The organism is Limnohabitans sp., assembly GCF_044361645.1.
Taxonomy (GTDB): Bacteria; Pseudomonadota; Gammaproteobacteria; order Burkholderiales; family Burkholderiaceae_C; genus Limnohabitans_A.
Genome location: NZ_JBIKIL010000072.1, coordinates 1 through 19,847 on the forward strand (window position 1 = coordinate 1; position 19,847 = coordinate 19,847).

Consider the following 19,847-nt stretch of genomic DNA (forward strand, 5'->3'; position numbering starts at 1 on the left):
CGAAGTGGGTTTTCAGCTCTACAACGAAATGCTGTCCGAAGCTGTGCGCTGCTTGAAATTGGGCAAAGAACCCGACTTGCTCAGCCCCCTGTCGATCACCACCGACATCAACCTGCACGCCCCCGCGCTTTTGCCCAACGACTACTGCGGCGACGTGCATTTGCGTCTGAGCTTTTACAAAAAACTGGCCACCGCCAAAACCAGCGACCAGATCGACGCCCTGCTCGAAGAGCTGGTGGACCGCTTTGGCAAACTGCCCCCACAAGCGCAAACCCTGGTCGACGTGCACCGCCTGCGCGTGCTGACCCAGCCCTATGGCGTGGTCAAAGTTGACGCCGCCCCGGGCGTGATCCAGATCACCTTCAAGCCCAACCCACCCATAGACCCCATGGCCATCATCGGCCTGATCCAGAAGAACAAACACATCAAGCTGGCCGGCAACGACAAAATCCGCATCGAACGCGAACTGCCCGACCCCAAAGCGCGGGCCCAGATGGTGCGGGATGTGCTGCGGAGTTTGGGCACGCCGAAGGCGGAGGTGGTGGTGGCCTGATGTCACAAATACTGGCGCAATCTGTCTTGAAAGTTCAAAATGCAGCCAATACAAAGGAATCCCTATGACTATGCAAACAATTGAGCATTCAGCACTGCATCTACCCGTGCACGAGCGGGCGGCTTTGGCACACAAATTGTTGATATCGCTGGAAGACCAGAGCACGGCTGACATCGAAAAAGCCTGGTACGCAGAAGCCCAACGCCGTGCACTGCAGATCACACAGGGGCAAATTACCAGCGTGTCGGAAGAAGAGGCCAGCGCTGCTGCCCGCGCTCTGTTGCGGTGATCTATTGCTTTCACCGTGCGGCCCTGACCGAGCACCTCGACCAGGTCGCTTTTTACGAAACCCAGCTGCCAGGCTTGGGCGCTGACTATTTGGCTGAATTTGAATCAACCATGCTGCGGATTTGCAGCAATCCGCAAACCTTTCCGGCCATCGATGCAACCGCACTACGCAAAACAGGAATGCGGCGCTTTCCTTTTCATGTGATCTACATGGTCCACTCCGAACAAGTTTTGGTTCTGGCCATTTCTCATCACCGCAGGCGACCCGTTTATTGGACCGATCGTGTAGGCGATTGAATTTGGCACGTCGCTACCGCTGGGGGGCAGCGAGAAAATCCGCATCGAACGCGAACTGCCCGACCCAAGGCCAGGGCGCAGATGGTGCGGGATGTGCTGCGGAGTTTGGGGACGCCGAAGGTGGAGGTGGCGGCTTGACGCAGAGGCCTAGTTTGTGACTTGCCTCGGGCCGGAGAAAATATATTTGAATGTTTATCTACAATTATGTAGAATAACATTCATGAATAAATGGCTAACGCTCATCACCACACTGCCGACCGAAAACGCGACTTTGCGCCAACGTGCTTGGCGCGCACTCAAAGCTTCGGGTGCTGCTGTGCTGAGGGACGGCGTTTACCTCATGCCGGAACGCGAAAGCTGCCGAGCTACTTTCAACGGTTTGGCTGCTGAAGTACGCGAAGGCGGTGGCAGTGCCCACGTCCTGTGTGTTGAAGAGCCCGAAGGAGACCACTTCGCAGGTCTTTTTGATCGAAGCCATGAATTCGCCGCGCTTGTGTCAGAGATTCAAGCAGCCCAACAGCGGTTGACGACCGACACTGTTCAGGACGTGATGCGGCAGACGCGTAAGCTGCGTAAATCGTTTGCAAATATCGTTGCGACCGATTTCTTTCCAGCGGAAGCACAACATCAAGCGGATGCTTCTCTGCGTGAGTTGGAGTTGGCCTGTTCGTACATCGTGTCGCCAGACGAGCCCCGTGTTCGGGAGGGACGTATTGAGCGAATGAACGCAGCGGACTACCAAGGCCGACTGTGGGCCACTCGGGCGCGGCCATGGGTTGATCGCTTGGCCAGTGCATGGTTGATCCTGCGGTGTATTGATCCTCAGGCGCACATTCTGTGGCTGGCTGATCCAGCAGATTGCCCACCAGATGCGCTCGGGTTTGACTTTGATGGCGCGACCTTCAGCCATATGGGTAGCCGCGTCACCTTTGAGGTTCTGGCTGCAAGCTTTGATCTTCAAGAGCAAACCGCCATCGCTCAGCTTGGCCTGCTCGTCCATTACCTGGACGTGGGCGGTATCCAACCGCCCGAGGCAGCCGGTATCGAGAGCGTTTTGTATGGCCTGCGCGAAAGTATTCAAGACGATGACCAGTTGCTCGAAGCCGCCGCCAAGGTATTCGATGGGCTGTTGATCAGCTTCAACAGGGCAGCCCAATGACCACAAATCAAAACGTGAATCAAGAGGCTGCACCTGCGCAAGCCGTGAGCTTTCGGAACGCCTTTTTGTTTTGGCTCAAGCTGGGCTTCATCAGCTTTGGCGGCCCTGCAGGTCAAATTTCAATCATGCACCAGGAGCTGGTGGAAAACCGGCGATGGATTTCTGAGCGTCGTTTTCTTCATGCATTGAACTATTGCATGCTGCTTCCCGGCCCCGAGGCACAGCAGTTGGCCATTTACATTGGCTGGCTGATGCACCGCACTTGGGGCGGCATCGTGGCTGGTGTGTTGTTTGTGTTGCCGTCGCTGGTGCTTCTGATTGTGCTGTCCTGGGTCTATATCGCGTTTGGTGATTTGCCCGTGGTGGCTGGCTTGTTTTACGGCATCAAGCCAGCGGTGACTGCCATCGTGGTCCAAGCGGCGCACCGCATTGGGTCTCGCGCACTCAAGAACAATTGGTTGTGGGCGATTTCAGCCGCATCTTTCGTGGCCATCTTTGCCGCCAACATGCCGTTTCCAGCCATCGTCCTTGCAGCGGCATTGATGGGCTATGTGGGCGGACGGATTGCCCCAGACAAGTTCAAAGTTGGCGGCGGTCACGGTAATGACAAAAAATCTTTCGGTCCGGCCATCATCGACGACCAAACCCCTACACCAGAGCATGCCCAATTCAGCTGGGTTCGCTTAGGGAAAATTGTTCTGGTGGGTGCCTTACTCTGGACCGTACCCATGGCTTTGCTGACCACGAACTACGGCTGGGACCACCCACTGACACAGATGAGTTGGTTCTTCACCAAAGCAGCGCTGCTGACCTTTGGTGGAGCGTACGCCGTGTTGCCCTATGTTTACCAGGGCGCGGTGAGCCATTACGGGTGGCTCACACCCACCCAAATGATCGACGGTCTTGCTTTAGGTGAAACCACACCGGGACCACTCATCATGGTCGTGGCTTTTGTGGCCTTCGTTGGAGGCTACGTCAAAGAGGTTTTTGGCCCTGATGCCCTGTTTTTGGCCGGGGCCGTCGCGGCCACCCTGGTCACATGGTTCACGTTTTTGCCCTCGTTTTTATTTATTTTGGCGGGTGGTCCTTTGGTGGAAAGCACCCATGGCGACCTCAAGTTCACTGCGCCATTGACCGCCATCACCGCAGCCGTGGTGGGCGTGATTCTGAATCTGGCACTGTTCTTTGGTTACCACGTCTTCTGGCCCACAGGGTTTGCTGGAGATTTTGATGTGGTGTCCGCATTGCTTGCACTGGGTGCTGCTGTTGCCCTGTTTCGCTTCAAGCGCAACGTGATCCATGTCATCGCCGCCAGTGCGGTGCTTGGTTTACTCGTCAAATTTTTTTAACCCGTGTTGGAGAACACCATGCCAGCGATTTCAGTTGATGCCCTGTCCAATGACTTGAAGGAACCCAGTCAGCCTGTGCTCATTGACGTCCGCAGACAGGGCGCACGTCAAGCCGATGGCATGACGGTTGAAAACGCCGTCTGGCGCGACCCCGCACTGTGGCTGAACTGGAAAGACGAAGTGGCCGCCATGTCTGGGCCAGTGGTATTTATTTGTGCGCATGGACACGAGATCGGCCAAGGCATGACCGCAGCCTTGTGCGCCATGGGTCAAGATGCCAAGTATCTGGAAGGAGGATTCGCTGAATGGCGAAAGGCAGGTCTGCCAGTGACTGCAATCTAGAACTGTTGACGCCAACCGAAAACTGAATCTTTTTTGATTCGGTTTTTGGTAACTGGTTACTTTTGATGGTGCACCACTTGAACACCTGTTCCAAATTTGGGGGCCACTTCAGTCAATCGATTGACGCTCCCAGTACAACCCCAGCTTTTGCTAAGACAAGTGTTCGGCCAACACGCGCCGGAGTTCTGTGGCACTCATCTGATCGAGGCTGTCCAGCAAACTTTGTTTGTTCTTGGTGGTCATGGTTCAGTTGGTTCCTGGCGCAATCAAACGCACCGTTGGAAAGTAGCTCGCATAGCGCCGCACATCCCGCGTGAGCACAGGCAAGCCCGCTACAGCCGCATGTGCCCCAATGAAAAAGTCGGCCAGCACATTGGATTTGGTGCCGCCACACCCAAGCGTTTCGCTGCGGTATTGCACAAAGGCTTTGCCCGCCAAAAAAAGCGCAGGCTTTGGGGTCTCGATCACCGGGATTTGCAAATCGGCCAGCGTGGCATCCAGCGCTTCCACCGTGCTGAAGGTCAGCGACAGTTCGGCGTAGATCACGGGGTTGATGACCAGGCGGTGAATTTGCGCTTGGGCGCGCAGTTGCGCAATGGACCAGTCGGCCCATGTGGGATCGTTTTCGAGCACGTCCACCAGGACGTTGGTGTCGACCAGCATGTCGCGTTGAATCTTGGGCTCAGCCGCGCAGCAAGGCCATCAGGTCTTGCGTTTTCCAGGGCACATCGGACTTGCCTCGGGCGGCTTCAAAGCGGTCGGGCTGGGGGCGTGCTTTGGCGTTGGTTGGTCCGCTGTCGGCTTTGTGCAGCACCACTTCGCCGCTGCGGTTCACGGCAAAGTCGATCGAGGTGCCGGGGGTCAAACCCATGGCATCGCGGATGGGCTTGGGGATGGTGACCTGGCCTTTGACGGTGAGGGTGGTGCTCATGAAGCCTCCTGAAAATTCTTACCAAATTCTAACTGGGTAATACATTTTGGACCGCTGTCTTTTACAAATTGACTGACAACTGCAACCGCCACCTGGGCGTGCTGACCCAGCCCTATGGCGTGGTCAAGGTCGACGCCGCCCCGGGCGTGATCCAGATCACCTTCAAGCCCAACCCGCCCATAGACCCCATGGCCATCATCGGGCTGATCCAGAAAAACAAACACATCAAGCTGGCGGGCAACGACAAAATCCGCATCGAACGCGAACTGCCCGACCCCAAAGCGCGGGCGCAGATGGTGCGGGATGTGCTGCGGAGTTGGGGGACATCCAAGACAGAAGCATCGATGGCATAGTCAATCACCCTGAATCGACTAAACCACACAACTTTATGGTTTAGTCGCGACTTTTTAATAATGTCATTTCGTTTGGTCGTAAAATGACCGAATGAAACGCTACCTCGATGACCGTGTGAAGGCCGACTTGGCCCAAAAAATGGTGTTCCTGACCGGCCCGCGCCAGGTCGGAAAAACCACGCTCAGCCGCCAGCTCATCGCCCAGCAAGGCGGGCAATACCTCAACTACGATGTGCCTGCCGACCGGGCCATCATCCTGCACCAACGCTGGAACCCGTTGGCACCGTTGCTGGTACTGGATGAAATTCACAAAATGCCCGACTGGAAAGCCTGGCTCAAAGGCGTAGTCGACGGCAAACTCGCCACCCAACAACTGCTGGTGACCGGCAGCGCCCGCATGGACACCTTTCGGCAAAGCGGTGAATCCTTGGCTGGGCGTTTTTTTGGCTTGCGGCTGCACCCTGTCTCGGTGCGCGAATGGTGCGAAGAAACCGGGGCCGAACCCGATGCGGCGCTGACGCATTTGCTGGAGCGCGGCGGCTTTCCAGAGCCCTGCCTGGCCACCGACAACGAACAGGCAGAACGCTGGCGCAGGCAATACTTTGACGGCCTGGTGCGCAACGACGTGCTGGAGTTTTCGCGCATCCAAGAGGTCAACGCCATTCGCCTGTTTGCAGAGCTGCTGCGCTCGCGCGTGGGCTCGCACCTGTCGCTGGCCAGCATTGGGCGCGACCTGGCCGTCTCGCCCGTCACGCTGAAGAAATACCTCGACATTCTGGAGGCGCTTTACATCGTCTTTGTGGTACGCCCTTTTCACGACAACATTGCACGCGCCGTGCTGCAAACGCCCAAGGTCTACTTTTACGACACCGGTCTGGTGGTGGGCGATGACGGGCTGCGTTTTGAAAACCTGGTGGCCACCGCATTGCACAAACATGTGCAGTGGCAGCACGACGTGCAAGGTCAAGAAACCGGGCTGCACTACATCCGCACCAAAGACGGGGCCGAGGTGGACTTTGCACTGAGCCTCCAAGGCCAGCTCACCCAATTGGTGGAATGCAAACTGTCAGACCCCAAACCCCACCGCGCCCTGCTGCGGTTTGCCCGCGAACAGCCCCAAGCCCAAGCAGTACAGCTGGTGCGTCACTTGCCACACAGCCATGCGCTGGGCGAGATACAGGTGATGCGGGCGGATGAGTATTTGAAAGGGTTGGTGGCTTGAAGATCGAGTCTCGATGGCTGCACTGTCCAGCGCGTAGGTGAGGCTTGGGAATGAATGCCCCAGCCGCGATAATCTTGGCCATGACCACCGCCACCTCATCTTCCAACTCCACCCCCACCGAGTTTGCCCCCGGCCTTGCCATCCAAGGCTTCACCGCCCCCCTGCTTTTGTCCCAGTTCAAGCTGATCGCGTTTGACATGGACTCCACGCTGATTGGCATCGAGTGCATTGACGAGATCGCCGACGCCGTGGGCCGCAAGGCCGAGGTGGCCGCCATCACCGAGGCCGCCATGCGCGGCGAGATCACCGACTTCAAAGACAGCCTGCGTCGCCGCCTGGCCCTGCTCAAAGGCGCGACGCTGGCGGACATGGAGCGCGTCTACACCGAGCGCTTGAAGATCAACCCCGGCGCGGCCAAGTTGATCGCCGCTTGCCAAAAAGTCGGCATGAAGGTGCTGCTGGTGTCGGGCGGTTTCAGCTTCTTTGCCGACCGCGTGAAAGCGCGTCTGAACATCGACATGGCGCGCTCGAATCAACTTGAAATCGCGAACGGTGAACTCACGGGCGGCTTGGTCATGCAAAGCTGGGGCGACATTTGCGACGGCGCAGAAAAACGCCGCACCCTTTTGGAAGTCGCTTCGCTGCTGGGCATCGAAGCGCACGAGTGCATCGCCATGGGCGACGGCGCCAACGACTTGCCGATGATGGGCGCTGCCGGTTTGTCGGTGGCCTACCACGCCAAACCCAAGGTGCGCGAGCAGGCCATGGTGGCCATCCACTCGGGTGGCCTAGACCGCTTGCTGGAAGTTGTCAGGCCTTGAGCCAATCGCTCAGGCCCTTGTGACCAATCTCTAGCATCAAGCGCAGCCACTCACCAAGCTCGCCTTTGGGGAAACCCTCCCGGGCAAACCCGTTCAGGCCATTGCCGGGCAAGTCGGCGATCAGCATGCCCTTGTGTTGGCCAAAAGGCATGGGGGTGTTTGCCGATCCATGAGGTCGTCGGGTTTCATGGGCGCAGCTTCATGCCTTGCCGGCGCGGGCCCTGCCCCAGAACCAAGTCTGCACTCGGGCACAAAACGCCTCGGGCCGTGAAACCATCACCCAATGCCCACAGGATCAGACCATCCGATGCGCGGCCATCGCCTTGCCCACTTCCAACGTGCCCTGCTCAGAGCCTGAGCGCGGCACCGCATCGCCTTGACGGTCCGCCACTTGCGCCATGACCGCCAACAGGCGCTCGGCGGTGTCAGGGCCGGTGCCCAGGTGAACCCCTTGGGTCAAGGTGATGTGCGCCACCTCAAAGCTGCCCGCACCTGCGCAAATGATGGTGCGGTTGGGCGCGTCCTCGCTGGCCATGACCAGCATGGCGGGCACCACGGCGCTGGGCTCCAGGGCTTGCAGCACCGCCTCGGGCATCAGGCCTTCGGTCATGCGGGTGGCGGCGGTGGGGGCCAGGCAGTTGACCCGAATGTGGTGTTTCTCGCCCTCAATGGACAGGGTTTGCATCAAGCCGGCCAGCGCCATCTTGGCCGCGCCGTAATTGGCCTGGCCAAAATTGCCATACAGGCCGCTGGACGAGGTGGTCATGACGATGCGCCCGTAGTTTTGTGCCTGCATGTGCGGCCACACCGCCTTGGTGCAGTGCACCGCGCCCATGACGTGCACGTCCATCACCAGCTTGAAATCGGCCAAGTCCATCTTGGCAAAGCTCTTGTCGCGCAAGATGCCCGCGTTGTTGACCAAAATGTCCACCCGGCCCCAAGCGTCCACCGCTTGCTGGACCATGGCTTTGACGGCCTCTAAGTCGGTGACCGATGCGCCGTTGGCCAGGGCCTCGCCACCGGCCGCGCGGATTTCATCGACCACGGCTTGCGCTGCCGACACCGAGCCACCCTCACCGCGCACGTCGCCGCCTAAATCGTTGACCAGCACTTTGGCCCCGCGTGCGGCCAGCGCCAGCGCGTGCTGTTTGCCCAAACCGCCGCCCGCGCCGGTGACGATGGCCACGCGGCCTGTGAAATCGATGCGCATGAATTTTCCTTGTGACATTGAGGGGCTGGGCGGTCAAAACAGGCGACACGCCAAGCCAAAAGCTTCTGCTAATCTGACCCGCATGCCCACGCGAGCGTCGCGGCCGAACTTTAAACCAGCCCTTGGGCGCTGGCTGTTACACGATTGACATCCTCATGGAACTGCACACCGAGACCCTCAACACCCTGCCACTGGATGCGGCCACCGTCGTCATGCTGCGCGATGGGCTCAGCGGTTTGCAGGTGCTGCTGATGCGCAGGCACCAAGCCTCCAATGTGCTGGGGGGCGTGTACGTGTTTCCGGGCGGCAAACTCGACCCTGAAGACCAACACCCAGCCTGGCAACAACGCCTGAGCCAAGACAACAGCACCCTGCACCAAAGGCTGCACGAACCCGACATTCCCAGCGAGCGCGCTTCGGGTTTGTTTGTGGCCGCCATGCGCGAAGCTTATGAAGAATGCCGCGTTCTGCTGGGTTGCGCACCGCACGCGCAAGCGCAGGCCCAGGCGCTGCTGCAGGCCCTGCGCAGCGGCCAAAACTGGCACCAAGCCTTCCAAAGCCAGGCTTTGAATTTGCACACCGAGCCGCTGCTGCCTTGGTGCCGCTGGATCACGCCGCGCCAGGCGTCGGTGACCCACAAGCGCTTTGACACCCGGTTTTTTGTCACCCAAGTGCCCGATGACCAGTTGGCCGAACACGACAACCACGAGGCCACCGAAACCCTGTGGATTCATCCGCGCGAAGCCTTGCTGCGGTATTGGGACCGCGAGATCGAGCTGGCCCCGCCGCAAATCATGAGCTTGGTGCACCTGAGCCGCCACCCCCATGCCCAGAGCGTTTTAGCCGAGGCCCAAAACCGCCGCCCCCCCGTGGTCGAGCCCGAGCCCTTCGACCAAGACGGCGTCCGCACGATCTGCTATCCGGGCGATCCTCGCCATTCGGTTCGGCAGGCGGCCTTTCCAGGCCCCACCCGATTGGTGTTCAAAAACAAACGTTTTGAGCCCGAGCTGGGCTTAGCCGCTTTGCTTGACTAGAATGTGTCTGTTTCACGTTGCATTTCCTTACGTGATTTTTGTATTCACTTGTAACATCGACCCATGAGCACTGCACCTCAACCCATTTATTTGTCCATCGAGCGGGCCATGGAGTTCATTGGCGACGCCAATGGCGTGCTGTCCTTGCTCAAAACACTGCAACAAACCCTGAGCGACGATTTGCCCCGCCTGCAAGCCTTTTTGGACCAAGAAGACGTGTACTCGGCCAACCGCATCTTGCACCAACTCAAGGGGTTCACGCCCGTTTTTTGTGTCGACAGTTTGGTGGAAAAGGTGGTTTTGGTGGAAAGCTTGAGCAAACATTCCGAGGCCCAAGACCTGCGCCTGGCCTACAAAGAATTGGCCCCCCAACTCGAAGCGCTGCGTTTAGAAGTGGTGGCGCACCTGATCTTGCACCCACCGGTTTCAAACCAAAACGCCTGAAACCACGCCGCTTGTCGGTGATCTGTCAACAAGGGCCCCTGTGGGCCCTTTGTCATGGGTGCGAAAGGCCAGTTGACCTCGCTTGGAGTGCAGGATGAGGAGCCCAGCTTGGCAAGGCACACCACGGGTCTGGCCGGGCAAGACACCACCCATGGGCCAAATCTATAGAATGCGCCTTGCACCGCAATCCTGCGGCGCATTCGCTAGGGGTGTTGGGGGCGGCAAAGCCTTCGACTGAGAAAGTCCCTTTGAACCTGATTGAGGTAATCCTCGCGCAGGGAAGCTTGTCAAAAGAACCGTGTCCACAGCGCCCCGCTTGGGCGCAGCATGTTCCCAGCCAGCCGACCTGCCATAACGTTGAAGGAAAAACGTCATGGCATTTTTTTCGCCATTTTTCAAGCGGCCCTCGGGCCTTTCACAGGCGCGTTTAACCGTTCGCCCCCACCGCATCGCCAGCGCCGTGGCCTTGTTGGCCATAAGCTGTGGTCAGGCTCAGGCCCAGGTTTTGGCTCAGGTTCAGGCTTTGGCCCCATCCCAGAGTTTGAGCGAAATCACCATCACCGACACCGCGCCCTCTCAGGTCAGCGGTTTTGGTGATGTGCCTTTGAGCAAAGCGCCTTTCAGCGCCGTCACCATTGACCGTCAAACCCTGCAAGACATCGGTGCGCAACGCGTATCTGACGCGCTGCGGCTGGACGCCAGCGTGGCCGACAGCTACAACTCGCCCGCCTACTGGGACAGCCTGAGCGTGCGCGGCTACACCTTGGACAACCGCTACAACTACCGCCGCGAGGGCCTGCCGATCTCGGCCGAAACCATGATTGGCATGGACAACAAAGAGCGCATCGAGTTGTTCAAAGGCACCAGCGGTATTCAGGCGGGCACCAGCGCCCCGGGGGGCTTGGTCAATTACGTGGTCAAGCGCCCACCTTCCGCGCAAAACACCGTCATCCGCGACGTCAGCGTCAGCACAGGCCCGGGCAAAAACAGCAGCATCGCCCTGGACTTGGGCGGCCGCTTTGGCCAGTACCAGGCGCTGGGCTACCGTTTCAATGCCGCGTATGAAAACCTGGACCCCTACATCCGCGACTCTGAGGGCTGGCGTCAGCTGTTCGCCTTGGCCATGGACTGGCGTCTCACGCCCGACAGCCGTCTGGAGTGGGAAATCGAACGCAGCGAGCGCCAGCAAATGGGCGTGAACGCCTACAGCTTGCTGGGCGACAGCCTGCCAGCACCCGTGGATGGCAAGCGCAACATCACGCGCCAGGCGTGGTCGGTGCCCAGTGTGTTTGCAGGCACCACCGGCACCCTTCGCTTCAAACACAACTTAGAGGGCGGTTGGCTGTGGACCACGCAATACGGGGGCCAGCGCCTGAAAACAGATGACCGGCTCAGCTATGCCTTTGGCTGCAGTGCGGCCGACACCTACGACCGCTTTTGCAGCGATGGCAATTTTGACCTGTACGACTACCGCAGCGACAAGGAACGCCGCAGCAGCGATGCGCTGCAAACCGAGCTCAGTGGCCAAATGCAACTGGCTGGGCTACGCCACCACTTGGGTGTGAGCGTGATGCGCAGCCGCATGCTGGACCGCCCTTCGGCCATGCAGGCCTACAACTGGGCCGGCACGGGCAACATCGACGGCACCTCAAATAGCCCCGAGGCCCAGCCTGTTCCCGGTGACCTGAACACCCAGCGCAGCGAATACACCACCGAAATCGCGCTGCGCAACCGCATCGAACTGAGTGCCCAAACTGCTGTCTGGTTGGGCCTGCGTCGCACGCACCTGAATCGTGCCAGCGAGCGCACCGATGGCAGCCGCGATGTGCAGGACAAGCGCCGCTTTAACACCCCTTGGCTGGCCCTGACACAGCAGATCACACCCGCTTACCTCGTGTACGGCAGCTATGGCGAAGGCATCGAGACCGACATCGCCCCCAACCGCAACCGCTACACCAACGCTGGACAAGCCCTGCCAGCGCTGCGCAGCGAGCAGTTTGAAGTCGGTGTCAAAGGCCATTGGGCACACGCACGTTGGCAAGCCAACTTTTTTGAGATCACCCGTCCTGTGGCGGGCGACCAAGGTGCTTGTGAAGATGCCAACACTTGCACCCGCAAAATTGACGGCCAAGCACGCCACCGTGGACTGGAACTGTCGGCGAGCCTGAGCCAAGCCCAGTGGCACTGGGACCTCGCCACCACCTGGACAGATGCCAAGCGCCAAGCGGCCGAGATTGACCCCAGCGTGAACGGCCAACGCGCCCTGAACGTGCCGCGCATGAGCTTGCGCGCCATGGCGCAATACCGCTTCACCGACATCCCCGGCCTGCGCAGCAGCTTGCGCTTGAACCACGAAGGCACCCGCCGCGTCACCGAGGATGGCGTCATCCAACTGCCCGCTTGGACCACGCTCGATCTGGCCACGCATTACGACACCCGCATTCAGGGCAAGCGCACCCAGTGGACGCTGGCCATCGACAACCTGGCCGATCGACGCTACTGGCGCGAGTCGCCCAAACAGTATGGGCACTATTACCTGTACCCCGGTGCGCCCCGGACCCTGCGTTTGGCTGTGAAGGCCAGCTTTTGAAAGACCCGATTTGGTTTTTCAAAAATTCTTCTTTCCCTCTCAAAACCAACACATTTCCTCTCTATAATCCGAGGCTGTTCCTCGATAGCTCAGTCGGTAGAGCGCCGGACTGTTAATCCGTAGGTCCCTGGTTCGAGCCCAGGTCGAGGAGCCATATTTTGGTGATTAAAAAAGCCCTGAGGCCACAAGCGTCAGGGCTTTTTTTCAGGCCATTGGCTGGGTCACATGAGGCCGTGGCTTGCACCAGGCCGGGTGATGTGTGGCCTGGGTTGCCCTCAGGCCAAGGTTCAAGACGAGCGCTGCCTCAAGACGAGGGCTGCGCCATCCGGGCTGCCACCTCTTTTTTGCCCAGCTTGCGTACAGCGGCAATGGTTTGCAGTTGCGCTGCGCGGGGTCTGGATTTGCCCGTCTCCCAGTGGTACACCGACTGGTTTGAAACGCCCAGCAATTGGGCCATCTGCAAGCCTGTCAAACCCAATTTTTTACGCAAAGAGGCAAAGCCATCGGCTCTGAAACGCAGGCCCTGACTTGCTGGCGCAAGCGCTTTGGCGGCGGCCTTGGGCTGAGGGCTGGTCTTGCCTGCCCGTTTCTCTGCCAATTCAAGGCTGGCAATGCGTCGCTTGAGCTCGGCGATTTCGGCGCGGTAGGTGGCGTTGGATTTTTTGATCGCTGCAGTTTGCGCACGCGATTCTTTTTTCACAATGCGTGCGATTTCTGTTTTGAGTTGGATGACAAAAGTACTCATGGTGGCTCCGTTATTGATCTAGGTGGAATCATACGCAAACTTGCAGCGTGCCTGCCGCTGGCTTTGCGCGGGCGCCCAATGCGTGGTTCAGGCGTTTGGACGGTGCGGGCACCATGTCACCTTAGCAGCAGACAGCAAGCGCGTGACTGCTTAAATTCGAAACATCTTGGTGAGCGCTTGGGTGCAGGAACGATTTTGTTTTTTTGCTGCCCCAATCTGATCGGGGTTGTGCCAATTTTTTGTCATCCTGGGCGAAGACCCGTGATCCGGGTGGCGCTCTTGTCTTGGCCAGTGATGGCGGCCAGCACTGGCTCCCAGATCGTGTGCGGGGTGACAAAAAACGCATGCAGTCTGACAAAGCAAGGCGACCGGGATCACAAAAAAATCAAGCCCGGGGTGAGCCAAAACAAATGACAATGAACCCTACACCGACTGCGCATTCATCACACCATCTTCAGGCATCATCCAGCGGTTGGCGCATTGGCTGCGCCAGCGCTGGTGCTACTTTTCACAGGACTTTTTCATGACCCATACCCTCAAAGGCCAAATCGCTTGGATCACCGGAGGGGGCAGCGGCATCGGTTTGGCGGGCGCGGCGGCCCTGGCCGAGGCCGGGGCCCATGTGGTCATTTCGGGGCGCAACGCGGCCACCAACGCCAACGCTTTGAGCACCTTGCAGGGCCTGGGCAGTGCCCAGGCCCTGTTGCTGGATGTGGCCGACAAACAAGCGGTCAAGGCGACGGCGCAGCAAATCCTGCAACAGCATGGTCGCATCGACATCTTGGTGACCAGTGCTGGCACCAACGCCACGCAGCGCAACTTCAACGTGGTCACCCCAGAGGCCTGGGACGATGTGGTGGCCATCAACTTGTCGGGCTTGTTTTATTGCGTGCATGCGGTGCTGCCCGCCATGCGCCAGCAGCAAGGCGGCTTGATCATCAACGTGTCTTCCTGGGCGGGGCTGTACGCGTCCAAGCTGACGGGTCCGGCCTACAACGCGACCAAGCGGGCGGTGCTGGCCCTGACCGAATCGATCAACATGGAGGAGTGCACACACGGCATTCGCGCCACATCGCTGTTGCCCGGCGAGGTGGCGACACCGATCTTGGACAAACGCCCCGTGCCCCCGTCGGCCGAACAGCGCGAGCGCATGGTGCAGGCGCAAGACATGGGCCAGGCCATTTTGTTTGTGGCGCAAATGCCGCCACGCACCTGCATCAATGAGTTGGTCATCTCGCCCACTTTCAACCGGTTTTACACCGGTGGTCTCGAAACCCCTGCGCCGCTGACTCCGTCTCGATGAGTCAACTTTTCAGCGACAACGCCCGCAACCGGCGCATCGGCATTGCACTGGTCACCATCACCACCTTGATGTTTTCCGCCTTGGACGCTTCGGCCAAGTGGCTGGTGTTGAGCCTGCCCGTGATGCAAGTGGTGTGGATGCGGTTTTTGACGCATTCGCTCTTTTCTATTGCGGTGTTTGCACCCTCGGTCAGGGGCGATTTGCTGCGTTGGCGGCACCCCGGCTTGCAGCTGTTGCGCGGCTTGATGCTGGCGTCCATGACGGCGCTCAATTTTTGGGCTTTGCAGTATTTGCAATTGGCCGAAACCGGTGCGATGCAATTTTCTGTGCCGATTTTGATCGCCTTGCTGTCGGCTTGGTGGCTGGGCGAGCGCCTGGATACCAAGCGCTGGCTGGCGATTGCGGTGGGCTTTGTCGGCGTGCTCATCATCATTCGCCCTGGCAGTCAAGGTTTTCACCCGGCCATTTTGTTGACGGCGCTCAATGCCATTTTGTACGCCCTCTTCAACATGATGACGCGTTACCTGGCCAGCAGCGAACACCCTGCCACCACGCAACTGACTTCAGCGGTGGTGGCCACCTTGGTGCTCACGCCTTTTGCAATGTGGCAATGGCAAACCCCGGCCACCTTGCTGGAATGGTTTGTGATGGCCTTGGCCGGTTTGTGCGGTGGCATTGGCCACTACTTTGTGGCCGTGGCCCACCGCTATGCCTCGGCATCGGTGTTGGGGCCATTTTTGTACCAACAAATCATCTACATGAGCTTGTTGGGCTGGTTGGTGTTTGGCCAAGTGCCCGACTTGGCCGTGGTGCTGGGCGCTTTGGTGGTGGTGGCCAGCGGCCTGTATTTGCTGTGGCGCGAATTTCGCCCCCCGGTCGCCTCCTGAGCGGCAAGGCCTTGTGCCCCTCTGAGCGGCAAAGCCCCAGGCCCAGCTGCGCGGCGAGCAGCGCTTGGACGCGCCCCAGACACTGGCCATGTTGGCCGACAAACCACGCGTCTTCAGTGCTGCCCCCTGCCCCGCCGGGAAGCGACAATCGGAGCACCCTCTTGGAGCCCACCGATGAATTTGCAATTGCTTGACTTTGACTGCACCGAAGACGCCGAGGGCGTGGTGTGCTGGGACGCACTGGCCCAGCCTGCACCCGCTTACAACACAGCTTTGCTGCACGAGGCGACGCAGGTTTTGCAGTGGGCGCACGGCTTTGACAGCCATGGCCCCGGGCCACTCGAGCATGGCGCTGACTGGGACTTCGATTTGCAAGTCACGCTGATCACCCCAGGCTTGGCACCCCAAGTCAGCCAGCCCCGGTTTGTGCCCAGCACCGGGCAGCTGACGCTGTGGCCAGCACCCACAGCGCTGCAAAGCCTGTCGCTGAGCCTCACCCTGAGCGGCACAGCCGGGTTTGTGCAGGCCTTTCGCGCGCAATTTGGCTTGCCATGAACGCCCCTCGGCCAAGCGGTCTGCGGCTTGTGCCGCACGCCGCCCGTGGACTGGCAAGGCGCCTGCGGCCGGGTGTGCGTTAATGCCAAGCTGATTGCACACCGCACCATGACCGAAGAATTCCAGATCCACATTCCGCCCTCTTTCATCGCGCTGTTTGTACCCAAGGGCAAGATCAAACCCACTTTGGGCCAGCGCGACATGGCTGCGCGCTATGAATTGTGCGAAGACTTGGCCAACTTGTTGACCGAAAAAGCCGCCAACATGCAATTCACCTTGGGCATCAGCGAAGATTTGGTGCTGCAGCAGTGCGCACTGGGCTTGTTGGCCGAACCGACGGTGCTCAGCCCCGCCGAAGCACACTGGGTGGTTTGCCGCTTGGCCGAGTTGCTCAATTGGCCCATGGACTGGTCGGTGGACTGGCCCACCCAGCCGCTGCCAGCCCCGTCAAACCCTCGCGAAGCTTTGCCCTGACACAGAAAGGGTGGCAAGGCTTGGGGCTTGCGGTCAAGGCCGGCTGCGCGCCCTGGGGTCAGGCGTCCATGTACTGCGTGATGCCGTGGCGGCGCGAGACTTGGCCCAGCCGGTCATACAAATCGACCGTGGCGGCCGACTCACCTTGCAAAGCTTGCAGCGCGCCTTTGACGGCTTGCAGTTGGCGCTGCAGCAATTGGATGTTGCGCAAATGGTCTTGCTTGCACTGCTGCAAAAGGGGCAGCAGCTCTTGCCAAAACGCGGGGGGCGGGTTTTGCTCTGCCGCCCATTGGGCCACCCATGCCAAACGCGCCAAGAGCGGGGTTCTTTCGGCCTGCAGGGCTTCAAAACCCGACATGTCGCGTTTTTTTAAGCACTCGAACTCCAAGGCCAACAACTCGCCCAAACGCGCTGCATCTTGCGGCGCTGCGGCCATTGCAGCGGCTAGGGTTCCGCTGGGCGCGGGGGCGGCAGGGGCTGGCGTGCTGGGGTTCACGGGGCAATCAGTCTTGGATCATTTTTTCGATGGCCATGAAGTTTTCGGCAATGCGGCGCGAATCCATGGGGTACTGCCCTTGTTGGATGGCCAACTTGATGGCCTCGACCTTGGCGCGATCGAATTGCGGCTCTTGCATGGCTTGTTGCGCGATGTCGCTGAGTTTGACTTCGTCAGACTGCAGCGCTGCGGGCTTGAGCGGGCTTTCAGCAGCCGCCTCGGACGAGCGCTCCTGCGCCTTCGCCGTCACTTGGCGATTGGACGAGTCCATTTGGGTAACCCGGCGGAAACTGGAGATGGGATCAGTCATGAGGTTTCTCTTTTCTGGTCTCGGGTGAATGAGCGGAGACCTCGCTCGAATTCAGAATCGACAGCAGATTCTAGAACTTGAGCGTGATCGGCTGTTTTTTCAATGATTTTCACATTTATACCTGTCAAAGCCCTTGAACCTGATTGGGGCCTTTGACCATGCCGCTGAGCAATCGGCCCGATTCGCGGTTTTTGAGCGTGATTTGCTCGCCATAACGGCCGTCTTGCATGGCCTCGACCCGTGCCGAGATTTGAAAACCCGTGCTCTGTCCTACCGACAGCAGCACCATTTGGCCTCTTTTGACCAACACAGTGGGCCGAATGTCTTGGCTGCGCAAGGGGGTTTCGGGCCGCACATCGCGCACCACCTCGGCATACATGACCTGCGCAACATGCTCCAACACATTCACGGGCAGGCCCGGCGTGTCGAGCTGTGCCAGCCGAACGTGCTTGGCCGACAGTTGCATGCCGCGCTGCAAGGGCACGGCGGCAACCAGCACCTGGCGCGGCTGTGGCGCTGGCTCAGCGGGTTTGTCTGCCACCTGCACAGGCTCTGCCGGGGCTTGGCCTGCCACCGACACCCGCACAAACAACTGCCAAACCGGCTGGGCGCAACGCACCCGAACGGTCTGCTTGCTGGCAAAAGGCAAATCCATGCTCAGGGCTTGCTGGCAGCTTTTGATTTGCAAGCGCGAATCCAGGGGGGCGATGTCCACCACGCCCGGGTCCACCGATTGGGTTTGCGCCACCCACTCGGTCACCGCCTGCTGCAGCGCCTGGGCTCCCGAGACCGGGGCGTTGGCTGTGGCGCTCATGGCCAAGCCCGTACCCAAGCCAAAGGCCGCAGCCAAGCACAGCCCCCGAACCCAGAGGTGATCCAAAAGTCGGCACAGCATTTGCATGGTGGGTTTCATCGGTGTGGAAGTTTTGACAGTGTTCATGATTTTCAACTACCAAGCAAAAACGAGACCAGGCCTTCATAACCCGACCACCCCTACACCAACGCCTTTGACATGAGCAACTTGTTGACCCCACTGTCCAGCCTTGCCCCGCTGAACCGTTTGGCCCCTACAGCGGGCAGCGCCAGCACGCCCGCAACGGGACAACCGGCGGGGTTTGGTCAGGTGCTGGCCAACATGGCCCCCGGTCAAACGGTGGTTCAAGCGCAAGAGGGCGACACCTTGATCGGCTTGGTCAAGTCGCACTACCGGCAGCAGCAGCAAGCACTGACCGAAAACCAAGCCCTGCGACTGGCCCACCAGGTGGCGGCGCACAACCAAATTGACAACCCGGATTTGATCTTGCCGGGTCAAAAGATCGACTTTGCGCCCTTGCAAATGTCCGCCTTGAGCCGCGCCGAGCCAGCGGGCTCTTTGGCGCTGCCCCCCGGCCAAGCCCAGTGGGTGACAGGCCTGCTCGCCCCCCCATCGACGGCCCACGCCTTGGCCACGCGGCCCAGCGCTTGGCCCACCAGCCCGGGAGCCAAAGGCGCACACCCGGTGCTTGAGCGCACCTTGGAGCGCGCGGTGGCCAAGGGCTTTGTGCCCGCCGCGCAGCTGCCAGCGGTGCGCGCCAAAGTCATGGCCTTGGCCGACCGTTACAACTTTCAACCCGACGACTTTGCCCGCTTGACCCTGATGGAGAGCGGTGGCATGAACCCGCAAGCCAGCAATGGCCGTTGCCACGGCATCATCCAGTTTTGTGACGGCGAAAACCGTGGGGCCGCCTCGGTCGGCCTCAAAGACAATCCCCGCGCCATTTTGGGCATGGGTTTGCTGCAGCAACTCGATTTGGTGGACCGCTATTTTTCACAAGCGGGTTTGCGCGTCAAAGGCCCGCCGCTAGGGCTGGACGATTTGTACCTGACGGTGCTCACCCCAGCAGCCAAAAAAGAAACCCGCCCCAACGTCCCCTTGGACATCGCCGGCCCCCAAGCGCGCTACCTGCACGTGGGCCAAGACACGCGCGGCCCCATCACCCGCAACTCGATTTTGGATGGCTTGTACCGACTGACCAACGCCCTGCTGCCGACCAGCGCTGCAACGGCCAACGCAGCACTGCAAGGGCAAGTCAACAAAAACCCCATGACACGCTTGTACGGCGATGTGGCCCAAGCCGTGCCCACTGCGCAGCGCTGAATATGTGTTCGCCAGAACCGTCACCACCAGAACCGTCACCACCAGAACCATCACCAGCAGAACCGTCAAAGCCAAAACCATCACCGCCAAAACCGTCATCGCGAGGCACGAAGCGATCCATGCATTTGTGCGCTTTCCGCCCAAGTTGACAAGAGATGGATGGCCACGCTGCGCTCGCCATGACGGGGGACTGGGTGATGCCATCGCAGTGACAGTCACCACCAGAACCGCCATCACCAGAACCGTCATCGCCAGAACCGTCATCGCGAGGCACGAAGCGATCCATGCATTTGTGCGCTTTCCGCCCAAGGTGACAAGAGATGGATGGCAACGCTGCGCTCGCCATG

Annotated in this window: 25 protein-coding genes, 1 tRNA gene, 1 pseudogene and 1 riboswitch; of the genes and pseudogenes, 19 read left to right on the forward strand and 8 right to left on the reverse strand. The window is 59.7% G+C overall.

Annotated features, from left to right (window positions below; genetic code table 11):
* From ACIQ39_RS12065 to ACIQ39_RS12090, 6 genes are all read left to right on the forward strand, one after another.
* On the forward strand, positions 1–553 hold a 553-nt coding region (locus ACIQ39_RS12065; protein ID WP_396434849.1), incomplete at its 5' end, for a TRCF domain-containing protein.
* Between the two features lie 64 nt (positions 554–617).
* On the forward strand, positions 618–842 hold the full coding sequence (locus tag ACIQ39_RS12070) for an addiction module protein (protein ID WP_396434850.1): 225 nt from the start codon (positions 618–620) through the stop codon (positions 840–842).
* A complete protein-coding gene (locus tag ACIQ39_RS12075; protein ID WP_396434851.1) occupies positions 839–1,138 on the forward strand; it encodes a type II toxin-antitoxin system RelE/ParE family toxin in 300 nt (99 codons plus the stop codon). Before ACIQ39_RS12070 ends, ACIQ39_RS12075 begins: the two co-directional genes overlap by 4 nt.
* A gap of 220 nt (positions 1,139–1,358) precedes the next feature.
* Complete coding sequence (locus ACIQ39_RS12080) at positions 1,359–2,297, forward strand: chromate resistance protein ChrB domain-containing protein (RefSeq protein WP_396434852.1); 939 nt, start codon at positions 1,359–1,361, stop codon at positions 2,295–2,297.
* The gene (gene chrA, locus ACIQ39_RS12085) at positions 2,294–3,646 is read left to right on the forward strand and encodes a chromate efflux transporter (RefSeq protein WP_396434853.1); all 1,353 of its coding nucleotides are present in this window, start codon (positions 2,294–2,296) and stop codon (positions 3,644–3,646) included. The genes ACIQ39_RS12080 and chrA overlap by 4 nt, the downstream gene beginning before the upstream one ends.
* An 18-nt stretch (positions 3,647–3,664) precedes the next feature.
* Entirely contained in the window at positions 3,665–3,988 is a 324-nt protein-coding gene (locus tag ACIQ39_RS12090) for a rhodanese-like domain-containing protein (RefSeq protein ID WP_396434854.1), read from the forward strand.
* Between the two features lie 246 nt (positions 3,989–4,234).
* Here the strand turns inward: ACIQ39_RS12090 and ACIQ39_RS12095 are convergent, their stop codons facing one another.
* Both ACIQ39_RS12095 and ACIQ39_RS12100 read right to left on the reverse strand, forming a co-directional pair.
* Positions 4,235–4,651 (reverse strand): type II toxin-antitoxin system VapC family toxin, encoded by a 417-nt coding sequence (locus tag ACIQ39_RS12095; RefSeq protein ID WP_396434855.1) that lies wholly within the window; start codon positions 4,649–4,651, stop codon positions 4,235–4,237.
* Between the two features lie 19 nt (positions 4,652–4,670).
* Entirely contained in the window at positions 4,671–4,919 is a 249-nt protein-coding gene (locus ACIQ39_RS12100; protein ID WP_396434856.1) for an AbrB/MazE/SpoVT family DNA-binding domain-containing protein, read from the reverse strand.
* 92 nt (positions 4,920–5,011) lie between these two features.
* On the opposite strand from ACIQ39_RS12100, the pseudogene ACIQ39_RS12105 reads away from it, so the two are divergent.
* The 3 genes and pseudogenes from ACIQ39_RS12105 to serB all read left to right on the forward strand — a co-directional run.
* Positions 5,012–5,272 (forward strand): annotated as a pseudogene (locus tag ACIQ39_RS12105) (hypothetical protein); the annotation flags it as partial.
* Positions 5,273–5,363: 91 nt separating this feature from the next.
* Positions 5,364–6,494, forward strand: coding sequence for an ATP-binding protein (locus ACIQ39_RS12110; RefSeq protein WP_396434857.1), 1,131 nt, complete (start codon positions 5,364–5,366; stop codon positions 6,492–6,494).
* An 80-nt stretch (positions 6,495–6,574) separates the two neighbouring features.
* Positions 6,575–7,315 (forward strand): phosphoserine phosphatase SerB, encoded by a 741-nt coding sequence (serB, locus tag ACIQ39_RS12115; RefSeq protein WP_396434858.1) that lies wholly within the window; start codon positions 6,575–6,577, stop codon positions 7,313–7,315.
* On the opposite strand, the gene ACIQ39_RS12120 is transcribed toward serB, so the two are convergent.
* Both ACIQ39_RS12120 and ACIQ39_RS12125 read right to left on the reverse strand, forming a co-directional pair.
* Complete coding sequence (locus ACIQ39_RS12120) at positions 7,305–7,466, reverse strand: putative quorum-sensing-regulated virulence factor (RefSeq protein WP_396434859.1); 162 nt, start codon at positions 7,464–7,466, stop codon at positions 7,305–7,307. The genes serB and ACIQ39_RS12120 overlap by 11 nt on opposite strands.
* A 144-nt stretch (positions 7,467–7,610) precedes the next feature.
* Positions 7,611–8,525 (reverse strand): SDR family NAD(P)-dependent oxidoreductase, encoded by a 915-nt coding sequence (locus ACIQ39_RS12125; RefSeq protein ID WP_396434860.1) that lies wholly within the window; start codon positions 8,523–8,525, stop codon positions 7,611–7,613.
* 155 nt (positions 8,526–8,680) lie between these two features.
* On the opposite strand from ACIQ39_RS12125, the gene ACIQ39_RS12130 reads away from it, so the two are divergent.
* The 4 genes from ACIQ39_RS12130 to ACIQ39_RS12145 all read left to right on the forward strand — a co-directional run bounded on the left by ACIQ39_RS12130 (position 8,681) and on the right by ACIQ39_RS12145 (position 12,747).
* Complete coding sequence (locus ACIQ39_RS12130) at positions 8,681–9,559, forward strand: NUDIX hydrolase (protein WP_396434861.1); 879 nt, start codon at positions 8,681–8,683, stop codon at positions 9,557–9,559.
* Between the two features lie 63 nt (positions 9,560–9,622).
* Positions 9,623–10,003 (forward strand): Hpt domain-containing protein, encoded by a 381-nt coding sequence (locus tag ACIQ39_RS12135; RefSeq protein WP_396434862.1) that lies wholly within the window; start codon positions 9,623–9,625, stop codon positions 10,001–10,003.
* A 195-nt stretch (positions 10,004–10,198) separates the two neighbouring features.
* Positions 10,199–10,301, forward strand: a riboswitch (TPP riboswitch).
* 75 nt (positions 10,302–10,376) lie between these two features.
* Entirely contained in the window at positions 10,377–12,593 is a 2,217-nt protein-coding gene (locus ACIQ39_RS12140; RefSeq protein WP_396434863.1) for a TonB-dependent siderophore receptor, read from the forward strand.
* Between the two features lie 78 nt (positions 12,594–12,671).
* A tRNA-Asn gene (locus ACIQ39_RS12145) sits at positions 12,672–12,747 on the forward strand.
* A gap of 150 nt (positions 12,748–12,897) precedes the next feature.
* Here the strand turns inward: ACIQ39_RS12145 and ACIQ39_RS12150 are convergent.
* The gene (locus ACIQ39_RS12150) at positions 12,898–13,338 is read right to left on the reverse strand and encodes a helix-turn-helix domain-containing protein (protein WP_396434864.1); all 441 of its coding nucleotides are present in this window, start codon (positions 13,336–13,338) and stop codon (positions 12,898–12,900) included.
* Between the two features lie 523 nt (positions 13,339–13,861).
* On the opposite strand from ACIQ39_RS12150, the gene ACIQ39_RS12155 reads away from it, so the two are divergent.
* The 4 genes from ACIQ39_RS12155 to ACIQ39_RS12170 all read left to right on the forward strand — a co-directional run bounded on the left by ACIQ39_RS12155 (position 13,862) and on the right by ACIQ39_RS12170 (position 16,557).
* On the forward strand, positions 13,862–14,641 hold the full coding sequence (locus ACIQ39_RS12155) for an SDR family oxidoreductase (RefSeq protein WP_396434865.1): 780 nt from the start codon (positions 13,862–13,864) through the stop codon (positions 14,639–14,641).
* Positions 14,638–15,528, forward strand: coding sequence for a DMT family transporter (locus tag ACIQ39_RS12160; RefSeq protein ID WP_396434866.1), 891 nt, complete (start codon positions 14,638–14,640; stop codon positions 15,526–15,528). Before ACIQ39_RS12155 ends, ACIQ39_RS12160 begins: the two co-directional genes overlap by 4 nt.
* A gap of 174 nt (positions 15,529–15,702) precedes the next feature.
* Positions 15,703–16,083: a hypothetical protein gene (locus ACIQ39_RS12165; protein WP_396434867.1), complete on the forward strand. Its 381-nt coding sequence runs from the start codon at positions 15,703–15,705 to the stop codon at positions 16,081–16,083.
* Positions 16,084–16,191: 108 nt separating this feature from the next.
* Positions 16,192–16,557: an ATPase with chaperone activity gene (locus tag ACIQ39_RS12170; protein ID WP_396434868.1), complete on the forward strand. Its 366-nt coding sequence runs from the start codon at positions 16,192–16,194 to the stop codon at positions 16,555–16,557.
* Positions 16,558–16,615: 58 nt separating this feature from the next.
* Here the strand turns inward: ACIQ39_RS12170 and ACIQ39_RS12175 are convergent, their stop codons facing one another.
* The 3 genes from ACIQ39_RS12175 to flgA all read right to left on the reverse strand — a co-directional run bounded on the left by ACIQ39_RS12175 (position 16,616) and on the right by flgA (position 18,303).
* Positions 16,616–17,053, reverse strand: a complete 438-nt coding sequence (locus ACIQ39_RS12175; RefSeq protein WP_396434869.1) for a flagellar protein FlgN — start codon at positions 17,051–17,053, stop codon at positions 16,616–16,618.
* A gap of 7 nt (positions 17,054–17,060) precedes the next feature.
* The gene (flgM, locus tag ACIQ39_RS12180; protein WP_396434870.1) at positions 17,061–17,363 is read right to left on the reverse strand and encodes a flagellar biosynthesis anti-sigma factor FlgM; all 303 of its coding nucleotides are present in this window, start codon (positions 17,361–17,363) and stop codon (positions 17,061–17,063) included.
* Positions 17,364–17,487: 124 nt separating this feature from the next.
* Positions 17,488–18,303, reverse strand: a complete 816-nt coding sequence (gene flgA / locus ACIQ39_RS12185) for a flagellar basal body P-ring formation chaperone FlgA (protein ID WP_396434871.1) — start codon at positions 18,301–18,303, stop codon at positions 17,488–17,490.
* A 72-nt stretch (positions 18,304–18,375) separates the two neighbouring features.
* Here flgA and ACIQ39_RS12190 point away from each other — a divergent pair, with 72 nt between their 5' ends.
* Together ACIQ39_RS12190 and ACIQ39_RS12195 are read left to right on the forward strand one after the other, a co-directional pair.
* The gene (locus ACIQ39_RS12190; RefSeq protein ID WP_396434872.1) at positions 18,376–19,500 is read left to right on the forward strand and encodes a hypothetical protein; all 1,125 of its coding nucleotides are present in this window, start codon (positions 18,376–18,378) and stop codon (positions 19,498–19,500) included.
* A gap of 4 nt (positions 19,501–19,504) precedes the next feature.
* Positions 19,505–19,847: hypothetical protein (locus tag ACIQ39_RS12195; RefSeq protein ID WP_396434873.1), on the forward strand; the 343-nt coding region annotated here is incomplete at its 3' end.